This window comes from Arthrobacter sp. H5 (genome assembly GCF_000520595.1).
Lineage (GTDB): Bacteria > Actinomycetota > Actinomycetes > Actinomycetales > Micrococcaceae > Arthrobacter_D.
On record NZ_AZSC01000281.1, the window covers coordinates 23,192 to 33,344 of the forward strand.

General features: G+C 59.9%; 9 protein-coding genes and 3 pseudogenes. 4 read left to right on the forward strand and 8 right to left on the reverse strand.

The genetic code is table 11. The annotated features are described in order from the left end of the window. Positions 1–191: 191 nt before the first annotated feature. Positions 192–788, forward strand: a complete 597-nt coding sequence (locus Y708_RS0100135) for a hypothetical protein (protein ID WP_028278382.1) — start codon at positions 192–194, stop codon at positions 786–788. 179 nt (positions 789–967) lie between these two features. Here Y708_RS0100135 and Y708_RS0100140 read toward each other — a convergent pair whose 3' ends face one another. Beyond that, complete coding sequence (locus tag Y708_RS0100140; RefSeq protein WP_216699695.1) at positions 968–2,491, reverse strand: hypothetical protein; 1,524 nt, start codon at positions 2,489–2,491, stop codon at positions 968–970. Between the two features lie 464 nt (positions 2,492–2,955). Then, the gene (locus tag Y708_RS0100145) at positions 2,956–3,528 is read right to left on the reverse strand and encodes a recombinase family protein (protein WP_028278384.1); all 573 of its coding nucleotides are present in this window, start codon (positions 3,526–3,528) and stop codon (positions 2,956–2,958) included. A 302-nt stretch (positions 3,529–3,830) separates the two neighbouring features. Here Y708_RS0100145 and Y708_RS30225 point away from each other — a divergent pair, with 302 nt between their 5' ends. Beyond that, positions 3,831–4,226 carry a transaldolase family protein gene (locus Y708_RS30225; protein ID WP_155853579.1) on the forward strand — a complete coding sequence of 132 codons (396 nt, stop codon included), beginning with the start codon at positions 3,831–3,833 and terminating at the stop codon, positions 4,224–4,226. A gap of 503 nt (positions 4,227–4,729) precedes the next feature. Here Y708_RS30225 and Y708_RS0100160 read toward each other — a convergent pair. The 3 genes and pseudogenes from Y708_RS0100160 to Y708_RS21875 form a co-directional block, all read right to left on the reverse strand. Further along, complete coding sequence (locus Y708_RS0100160; protein ID WP_028278387.1) at positions 4,730–4,930, reverse strand: 3'-5' exonuclease family protein; 201 nt, start codon at positions 4,928–4,930, stop codon at positions 4,730–4,732. A 76-nt stretch (positions 4,931–5,006) separates the two neighbouring features. Beyond that, positions 5,007–5,207 carry a hypothetical protein gene (locus Y708_RS0100165; protein WP_028278388.1) on the reverse strand — a complete coding sequence of 67 codons (201 nt, stop codon included), beginning with the start codon at positions 5,205–5,207 and terminating at the stop codon, positions 5,007–5,009. Between the two features lie 659 nt (positions 5,208–5,866). Beyond that, positions 5,867–6,946: pseudogene (locus Y708_RS21875) on the reverse strand (acyl-CoA desaturase); the annotation flags it as partial. Positions 6,947–6,949: 3 nt separating this feature from the next. Between Y708_RS21875 and Y708_RS21880 the strand changes: the two are divergent. Together Y708_RS21880 and Y708_RS21885 are read left to right on the forward strand one after the other, a co-directional pair. Further along, a complete protein-coding gene (locus Y708_RS21880) occupies positions 6,950–7,270 on the forward strand; it encodes an ANTAR domain-containing protein (RefSeq protein WP_253905634.1) in 321 nt (106 codons plus the stop codon). A 147-nt stretch (positions 7,271–7,417) separates the two neighbouring features. Next, positions 7,418–8,718 (forward strand): annotated as a pseudogene (locus tag Y708_RS21885) (ISL3 family transposase). Between the two features lie 153 nt (positions 8,719–8,871). Here Y708_RS21885 and Y708_RS21890 read toward each other — a convergent pair. From Y708_RS21890 to Y708_RS0100205, 3 genes and pseudogenes are all read right to left on the reverse strand, one after another. Further along, a complete protein-coding gene (locus tag Y708_RS21890) occupies positions 8,872–9,180 on the reverse strand; it encodes a hypothetical protein (protein ID WP_051478225.1) in 309 nt (102 codons plus the stop codon). Between the two features lie 60 nt (positions 9,181–9,240). Beyond that, complete coding sequence (locus Y708_RS0100200) at positions 9,241–9,693, reverse strand: cupredoxin domain-containing protein (RefSeq protein WP_051478236.1); 453 nt, start codon at positions 9,691–9,693, stop codon at positions 9,241–9,243. Between the two features lie 223 nt (positions 9,694–9,916). After that, positions 9,917–10,153: pseudogene (locus Y708_RS0100205) on the reverse strand (hypothetical protein); the annotation flags it as partial.

Consider the following 10,153-nt stretch of genomic DNA (forward strand, 5'->3'; position numbering starts at 1 on the left):
ACGACCGAGATCCCACGGTAGGCCTAAATGGTCTTCAACAAGCTGCTATTAACGCTTGCCGAGCGAATCGCTAGCAGCACGATGCGGAAGAATGACGGCACGGATGGGGTCTATGTACCGCAACACCCTTACCTGATGGATGAACTACCCTTTATTCAACATCCGATGTAACTCGAAAGTGAGACTCAGGCATGGATCCGCTGGTCGGAACCCTCGTTGCACAGTTGGCATCCCTCGTAACCAAAAACACCGCGGCGGAGATTAGCACTCGCCTGAACGCGATCAGAGCAAACAAGGACCGAGGTGAGCAGTTCACCACGCTGTCGGAGACTATTAACGAGTTGCTAGAGGAACGCTCAGAGCTCGTGTCGATTGCGCAGAGCTTCAAGCAGGAGCTTACCTCTCAGCGAATCACTGAGAAGGAAATTGAGTACATCACCCAGGAGCTTATTCCGAAAGCTGAGGAGCTGTTTTCGCTCATGAGCGGCTCGGACGAAGATGAATCTGAGGAACGGAAAAAGGCTCAGGAGGCAGTGGAGATTCTAAAGACGCTTGTTTCGCCCGAGATGCTGACTGTGCTGCAGCTGGTTGGGTTCAATTTCAAAGCGGCAATTGGCGAACCTCTTACAGACCTTCTTGCAGCCACGATCAGAGCGAACGTATCCAAACGCGAATCGAATAACCAGGCGCAGTTACTCGCTATGAAGAATGAAGTCCTGTTCAAAGAAATTGTTCTCGATGAAGCGGCTTACAACCGCTGGATGGTCCTAGCTGGCAACGCTCAGTAGAGAAGCCCATCGGAACCCGACAGGTTGACTGAAGCGCTGTTATCGGCGTGGCTGAGATGCAACGCGATAATCAACTGACCGCTAAGCCCTGCGGCCCTGCGTTGTCCGGTCCTGGTGCGCAGTCCTCGCCTGACACGCTAGAGACCATCAGTTGCTTGTTGTAGCCCACTACTGAGGGACTAACGCAAGGATTTTGCCACGATCACGTTTCTGGATTGCGGAATGACTGGAGCGGGGTTCTGCTCAAGCCAACTCTTCAGCTTGGTAGTGAATTTCCCGCTTCTCCGAGCGTCTTGGACCCTCCAAAGGCCGAAACATTCGCTTATATATCCTTCTACTACAGACCAATGGCCGAGCCCCGCCATTTTCATAAGTCGACGTAGGTGTGGGATCACAGACTGGTCTCCGTCAAGCAGGAACAGACCGAAACACCCCACGGCGTATCGGAGATCAGACTCGGTAAGAAGCGACTGATTGTTCCTTATGCAGCCGCTGCGTAGTTCGACAACCGCCATGAGGTGTTCACGCGGGGCCGAGCTATCAGCCGGCCAGTGGATGAGCAGCTCATAGGCGGAGTATGGAACAACGAGACTTGCGTCCGCCATGGAGGAGCGGACTCCGACCTTTGAGATGGATTTTGGAACACCCACGGCAAGAGCTAGAGCAAGATTGAACACATCGCCAGAACCAGAATCGAGAGTGAACTTCCAGGCGCTCTCAGATTCTTCCGCGCTGAGTACAATCGTCCCTCGGTCCTTTAACCACAGCCCGGCAAATCTGAACGGCGTGACTCGCATGTAGGCCGCATCTTCGTCCGAGAGAGGTACTGGGCAGCCTCGCTGGGTTAGTGCATTTGAAAGCGACCAAGACATCGCTGCAAGAGACTCTAAGAGTGAAAATACCTCATCCAATATTTCCCAGCGCGTGCGTTGCTCTTCGTAGGATCGTAAACGAAACGTCACTACTTCTCCGGAGACAGAAAAAGTGCTGCCATGCTGGGCAGCGTTTCTTAGTTCCACTCCAGCCTTCTCTAGAAAAGAGCTGGTTGCCGGGTTGCGAAGTAGACTGCGAGCCAGCTCTGAAACATCCTTCTGTACAAGTTTTGTGTAGGGCTGCTGCTTTGTCCCGGCCAGTAGGTTGTACCAAGCGAACAGCGGACCAGCCACGTCCTCATAGAGCTCACCGTAGAACTTGATTACTCGCCTTAACAGAGCATCCCCATCGCTCTCTCGAGCAAGTATTGCCTCAAACGAAACTAACGACTCGTATAGCATGCGCGTGCTCGCGGCAAGGCCATCTAAAGCCCCTTCCTCCTGCGCAATGGCCGTCAAATTTGAAACGGCCATACAAAACTGCGCTGATTCCGCAATCACTAAGCTGAACCGTTGAGGGTCAAGGTGGATCGAAGCAATCGTGCTGAGAAGTATGTACTGGGCACCATGGGCCTCGTCAACCGCAACCTCAGTCAACTCGCCTGCTTCACGAGCCCCACTCCGACCCAAGTCCATCAACGATAGTTCTGGGTGCGACATGGAGAGTGCAGCTATAACTCGGTCCAAGAAATCCGTGATCGACAGATCCTCATACGCTTGCGTGGTTTTCACCAAGTCCTCGTGGGCATTGAGCTCAGCTAGGGCAGCATCTATAAGTTTCTGCCCAGCTTTTCCGATCTCTTGCGCCTGATGAAGGTTAGGTGCCGTCAAAGCGCGAGCGTAGGTCGGCCACAGCCCGGATAACGAGGTGAGGGATCGGGTGATAGCGCGATGCAGTGTTACCGATGGCCGGAGGTGCGGGTGCGCTTCACAATCGCGTTGCATCATATTTACGGTTCTCTGCAGGTCAGCCATTTGGGTAGCGGCTTCTACAGACCTTGGATTCTTGAGGATGTCACCAAGAGCCTTCGTAAAGCTTTGCAGAATTGTAAAAACCTCTTCCCGGCTTGGAAGGTGGGCTGAACTAGGAGATGCGTCTTCCATACTGACGGACTGCAGTTGCTCTTCGACACGTGCCACAGCCGTACGTCGCTCGACTACTCTGGCGTTGACTTCACCGACCGGCGCTTTGCGCCCACATTCGCCACATGGCTGCCCCAAGACACGCCTCGCACCACATCGAAGGCAAGGCTGAGTCAAGAAACTGAGTACCTTGCCACTGTTCTTACCTTTAGTCATGGTGTCCTCTGCACAATGCGGTACACCGTGCTTCGGGCGACTTTGAAGAGCTCGGCGATCTCTGTGGTGGTGTGTTGTCCTCCCTTATATAGGGAGACGAGGTGCTTCTCCTGGCTCTTGGAGAGTTTGGGTTGTTTGCCGCGGAGCCGGCCTTTGGCTTTGGCAACCTGCATGCCTTCACGGGTGCGGGCGCGGATGAGGTCTGATTCGAATTCGGCGACCATGGCCAGGACGTTGAAGAGGAGTCGGCCGACAGGGTCGGTGGGGTCATGGATGTTCCCGCCGATGCTGAGCTTGACCTTCCTTTTGGTGAGGTCCTCGATGATATCCCGGGCATCCGGCAGGGACCGGGCGAGTCGGTCAAGTTTGGTGACGACGAGAGTGTCGCCGGCCCTGCAGGCGGCGAGGGCTTCGCGTAGTCCTGGTCGTTCTCGGTTGGTGCCGGTCAGTCCGTGGTCGACGTAGATCCTGTCTTCGGGCACGTTCAATGAGGTAAGCCCGTTGCGTTGGGCGGTGAGATCCTGCTCGTTGGTCGAGACGCGGGCGTAGCCGATGATGTGGGCGGTCATGGATCTTACTGTAGCGGTTGAGCTACCTTCACCGGGCTTTTTCTCGGGCGGGGTATACGCGAACCGAGCGGGCCAGGTTCTATATGAGATTTTTGGTGGCGGCTGATCCCGAAGTGGGTGGAGCGGTGGGGGATCCCCTAACGGACATCACTACAAGATTTCGCCAACTAAGGATAGCCTCGATGGGCCAGATGACCTGGATCAGGGAATCGGCATCACGGAGGAGGCGAACCTTGTTCCCGCCGACGCAAACGGACTCGCCTTCAGCCGCGCCCCCCGGCCAAGTGCTGAACATCGTCTTCTTGAACCCGGAACCAGTACGCTCCGGCGGCTTCTTCCCCAACGGTGTCAATGGCGAACTTAACGGCAGTGGAAACCTCGCTGCACAGCCAGGCGGGTCCATGCTCTCCGAAGCACTACCCGACACCCACTACGTCGAACAACTGGTCGCACCCGGGACGGTGAACACCATGCCAGGGACAACTCTTAGCGCTTTCGAAGACCACGGCCACGTCCGCAGCGACACCATGTCCGGCTCACTCCCGGAAGCCACACAAGCCCTTGAAAAGCTTCGCACCATCGGTGCGGACCTTGCAGCGATCTCCATCCAACTCGAGAACGAGGGCCTGCAAAAATTCAGCGACAGCTGGGAAGAACTCGGAGCAACCATCGCCGCCGAACTGAACAAAACGGCATAAGCAAACCCACTGCCTCCACTGCACACTCTCGCTGACCGTCGCACTAACTGGACATCACGACAAAACACACGTCCCCCCGTTGCCCACAGTCTGCGCTCACCGCGATGCTGGGGCTATGAACGGTGAACACTCGTACGATCCAGCCGACGGGTTTCCTCGGATCATGCCGTCCTTGCGCTACCAAGACGTAGGTCGCGCCCTCGACTGGTTGAGTGAGGTCTTCGGGCTGCGCGAGTACCTGCGCTGGTCATCGGACGACAGCGTCGTTCACCATACTGAGATGCGCATGGCCAGCGGCTTCGTTGAGCTTGCCAGCGCGACGGAGGAGCAACCGATTCCGCCGGCACTTAGCGGGGTCAGCTCGGCACTTATGGTGCTGGTAGACGATGCCGAAAGCCACCATGAGCGGTCGCAGGCTTCTGGTGCGAAAATCATTGCGCCGCTGCAGGACAAACCCGGGGGTCTGCAGCACCGGGCAGACCGGAGTTCTTCCTGCAGGAGTGTCAATCCACGGGTTCGGATTGGGTGCGGATGAATTGCCAGTCATCATCTGTCAGGGGACGGCCTTCAGCTGAACCACCAGCATCGACGATACTGGCCCGGACATGGTCCGGGATCTTGGTGGAGCCCTGGTTTTCCCTCAGCCACTGCTTGGCGTCAATATCGACGCGCGGCCACCACTTCTCGATCTGTGTTGATTCCATACCGTGTTCCTCTCTCAACGACCGGCAACTCGCACCGCCCGGGCTGCTGCTGATCCGGGCTTTTGAAGCATAAGGTTCATCGACGGTTGAGGATGCCGCGGATCATCGCGCTAACGCCTCCGGAACCGGGCTTTCCCATGCCGTTCCTGCCCGCAGTGCGCTGGCTCCCGAAGGTGTTCAGTCTGCCGGTCCCGGTTCCCCGCCCGGTGGTACCGGTAGGGCCTGTCCTGCCCGTCAGTCGTCCGGCAGCGCTCTTGATGATGTTGCTCAGGCCCATAGGGGCTCCCTTCAATCGTCAATACGTGTATTCGCGGCCTAGGATGCTTCCGACCTTACGCGTCTTACCGGGCAACGACCAGCACGACTAGTGGGCCTCCAGCGGCGAAAGCGGGCATCCTGCGCGGAACTCCTGCCAGGATGGACCACTCCGGGTCGTCAAAATCGAAGCCTCGGCCGTCTACCAGATCCAGGTGCGCCCGATGACAGTTCTCCGGGGTACCAAGGTCCCGCCAGTACCCCTCCAACCGGTGCTCGGCGACCTTTGCGTACTTGCACCAGGCAGGGCACCAGCTGGTCCCCGTAATCCTGCAATTTACCCTCCTCGGCCTGCAACCCATCCAGAGCCTCCAACAAGATTAATGCGTCATAAAGGAGAATCTTCGTGGCCACAAGGTTCATGCCAGCGACCGGAAGAGCCGTCAAGATCAGGACCTACCCGCCGAGCTTGAGTGGGAAATAGCAACGGTCGCGCAGCTTAACGAACCCGCGGTCTACACCTCCGCCCTCACCTCCACATAAATCATCAACCACTACACTGCCCGCTGACCTTTATCATGGATCAGACCCTGAGCCGGTGCCCGGGGCGTCCGGGGCGTCCGGATATGCGAAGGGGCCGCCGTTCCGGCCAGGACCGAGACGACGGCGCCAGCATGCGCTTTAGGCTGTTGCGGCCTTCGGCGTGCGGTTGGGCAGGGCGAGCTTGAAGATCTTCGCCCAGGTGGAGCCGACCTGCTTGGGCAGGGGACCCGTGGTGTAGGGGAGCTTGTACCGGGTGCAGATCTCGCGGACCTTGACCGCGACCTCGGCGTACCGGTTGGATGGCAGGTCGGGAAAGCAGTGGTGCTCGATCTGGTGGGACAGGTTGCCGGTCATGAGGTGCATGAACTTGGAGCCGGAGATGTTGGCCGAGCCGATCATCTGGCGGACGTACCAGTCGCCGCGGGTCTCGCCGTCGACCTCTTCTTCGGTGAACGTGTCCGTTCCATCGGGGAAGTGGCCGCAGAAGATGACGGCGTGCGCCCAGAAGTTGCGGATGGCGTTGGCGGCGAGCGGCCCGTACAGGGCCTGCTTGCCGGAGCCGGTGAGCATCGCGCCGGCGGGTGTGGCTGCGTAGTCCTTGGCGAACTGCTTGAGGGCCTTGAGGTCGCGGTTCATGGCCTCCTTGGACTTGAGGCCCTCCTTGTACTCGGGGATCTCGAGGTCGTACAGGGCGATGCCCCACTCGAAGACCGGCGCCAGCAGCGCGTTGTACAGCGGGTTGCCGAGGTTGAACGGGCGCCACGGCTGGTCGGGGTCCATGCGGAGCAGGTTGTATCTGATGTCCCTGTCCTTGCCGATGACGTTGGTCCAGCGGTGGTGCAGGTCGTTGTGGGTGTGCTGCCATGAGCGCGCGGGCGTGACGAAGTCCCACTCCCACGTGGTCGAGTGGATGTCGGGGTCGCGCATCCAGTCCCATTGGCCGTGCAGCACGTTGTGCCCGATCTCCATGTTCTCGAGGATCTTGGCGAGGCTCAGCATGGCCGTGCCGGCGAACCAGGCCGGCTTGTACTTGCTGAACATGAGGGCGCCGCGGCCCGCGAACTCGAGGCTGCGCTGCACCTTGATGACGCGGCGGATGTACGCGGCGTCGGTGGCGCCACGCTTGGCGAGGATCTCGTCGCGCACGGCGTCGAGTTCACGGCCGAAGGCTTCGACCTGCTCGTCCGTCAGGTGCTTGGCGGCGTCGGGGCGGACCAGGGTGTGTCTGACGTATTCGATGACAATGCTGTGTCCATGGCTGAAGGGTTCGCCCGTGATGCATCACGGTCCCTGTGCCTTGCAGTGCGGATGGCCAAACTCAGCGACAACAATAAACAGTTGAAAGCCGCCATGGAACACCGGACCACCATCGATATGGCGGTGGGCGTCATCATGGGTCAAAACCAGTGTGATCAGGCCGAGGCCATCAGCATCCTTGGCGATGCCTCCTCTGCCCGCAATATCAAACTGCGCGACGTCGCCGCAGCGGTTCTAACGTCCACCGGGCAGAAAGAACCTGTCACCACCCATTTTGAGTCCTGACCCGCCGATGCGGTATTTAAAGCCACACTAAAAGGGCTCTCCTGACGTAACCGCGGGTGTTTTCGGAGCGCCTTAACGGCCGCGCGCCGCTTCCTGTCTAGGTTTCTGACTGTCAAAGGTTAGAAACAAATAGGACGGGAAAACGGCGTGCGAGATTCAACACTATGGGGAACTCTGCTCGGAGTCGAGAAGACGATCGTGGAAGACGTGGATCTGGACCTGGAAACGGGCATTCTGGTCGCGTCGGTGCGGCCGACCGCCTCGATGCGAAACCGGTGTGGGTCCTGTCGGAAACGCTGTCCCCGCTATGACGCTGGTGACGGGCGGCGCCGGTGGCGGTCGCTGGATGCCGGCTCGGTGCAGGTCCACCTCGAAGCCGACGCACCCCGAGTGTCCTGCCGGGTCCACGGCGTCACCGTGGCGGCCGTGCCCTGGGCGCGGCACCAGAGCGGGCACACCCTCTTCTTCGACGACCAGGTCGCCTGGTTGGCCACGCAAACATCCAAGACCGCGATCACGGTATTGATGAGGATCGCGTGGCGCACGGTCGGGGCCATCATCACCCGGGTCTGGGCCGATACCGAGAAGCAATACGACCAGTTCGCAGACCTGACCCGGATCGGGATTGACGAGATCAGTTACAAGCGCGGCCACAAATATTTGACCTGCGTCGTGGACCACGATTCCGGCCGTCTCGTGTGGGCCGCGCCGGGCCAGGACAAGGCCGCCCTCGCGACGTTCTTCGACGCGCTGGGCCCGGAACGCTCGGCGCAGATCACCCATGTTTCCGCGGACGGGGCCGCGTGGATCGCCAGTGTTGTCAAAGAGGAAGCCCCCAACGCGATCCGCTGCGCCGACCCATTTCACGTAGTGAAATGGGTCACCGAGGCCCTCGACGAGGTCCGTCGAGCGGCGTGGAACGACGCCCGCAAAGCCGCCCGGACAAATGAAGCCCGACGTGGTCGGGGTCGGCCCGCGAAGGACGCGCCGGCCCGCCCGGACAGTGCCCGTGCTGCCGCGGTGAAGAACTCGCGTTACGCGCTCTGGAAGAATCCCGAGAACCTGACCGGGAAGCAGAAGGTGAAGCTTGCCTGGATCGTGCAGACCGACCCGACCCTGGGCCGGGCCTACTACCTCAAGGAAGGGCTCCGCGTGATCTTCAAACTCCCGCTCGATGAAGCGACCGAAGCTCTCGACAAATGGGTCAGCTGGGCCCGCCGCTGCCGCATCCCCGCGTTTGTGAAACTGCAGAAAAGCATCGTCAACCACCGCACCGCGATCCTCGCTCCATCGAACACGGCCTCTCCAACGGCCGCGTCGAATCCATGAACACCAAGATCCGACTCTTGAACCGCATCGCCTTCGGCTTCAAATCACCCGACGCCCTCATCGCCCTCGCCATGCTCAGCCTCGGCGGCCACAAACCGGTACTCCCCGGCCGGATTTAACCCACGGAAGAGTCAGGAGAGCCACTAAAAGCCTGAAATCGCGTCGGCTTACTCCGGTCTTTCGGATGGCAAGCTGTCATTGTCGGGCTCCTTCACGGCGGGCGTCGGCCCATTTCTCGACACCAGCCAGATAGTGCCACGCGGCAGTGACGATCACATCAGGCTGAGGGGTGATCCATGACCGTTCCAGCGAGGAGTACGCTTCGTCGGCAGGGCGACGGGATGAAGCGACCGCCGCCGAATCGATGTTGTCCTCCCCCGGATCAGGACATACAGGGCGGCGAGGACGGCCATGACCGCCTGGATCCGTAAGAGATTACCCCCACCGATTCCGCCCGGTGCGGCCTGCTGGAATCCGGGTGCGAGCTGGAAGTGGATGACGCCGCTAACGACCAAGCCCACCGTAACCAGAACGCGCAGGACAATCATCAGTAATCGATTGCGCGCCTGGTCTGCGTTCACTGGATCCCTTTCCCCGGCGGGGCGTGCCCCCCGGTTTCCAGCAGGGGCTGCCTGCCTCACTCAGCCGATGACCAGGGTGCCGGACATCTGAGGGTGGTAGGTGCAGATGATCGCGTAGTCGCCGGCTTCCTCGGGGGCGGTGAAGGTCACCGTTTCACCAGCTGGGACGTCGACGTCGAAGCCGCCGTCGTCCTTCGCCGTGACCGTGTGCGGGGCCTCGTCCTCATTGACCACCGTCACCATGGTGCCGGGTGCGATGGTTTCGGGCATCTCGTATTCGAAGTCCTTGATGGTGATCATCGCCTCCTCTGCAGGCGCTGCTTCCGCAGAAGCAGACCCCGAAGCGGAGCCTCCGGGCGCTCCGGTGGTCGCGGCAGCTGATTCCGGTGCCGCGGCTTCGCTGGGCGCCGTGATCACCTCGGAGCCGCTTGGACCGGTCTCTGAACCGCAGGCGGCGGTTCCGGTGAGAAGCCCGGCAAGCAGAAGAGCTGATATTCCGTTACGTACCTTCATGATCGTGCCTTCAAAAGAATGAACTATCCAGTGATGGGTAGGTGAGGGATTGTTGCGCGGTCTCACACGGTGAGATCGTTAAACCCAATTAATCGTGCCCGGGTGATCGTGCTGACCCGCACCGTGTCCGTGCCGGTTCCGGTGATTGAAACAATGCGTGAGGGCCGTAAAACCGCGATGGAAGAGATACGGTTTTACGGCCCTGACGAAGGACCGGGTGGGATTAGGAGTTACTGCTCCGGCGGCGGACAGCGTAGGTTCCACCGGCTGCGGCGAGGAGGACCAGTCCTCCACCCAGAGCGATAATCGTTGACCCGTCATTTGCTTCGTTCATCACTCCGGTATCGGCGCCGCCCCGGGGGACAGCACCCATCTGGTCCATGCTGTTGCCTGCTGCACTGTCGGACTCTGCGACCCCGGGTGCCGGTGCCATGGCTTCAGCACCGACGGTGAGGGTACC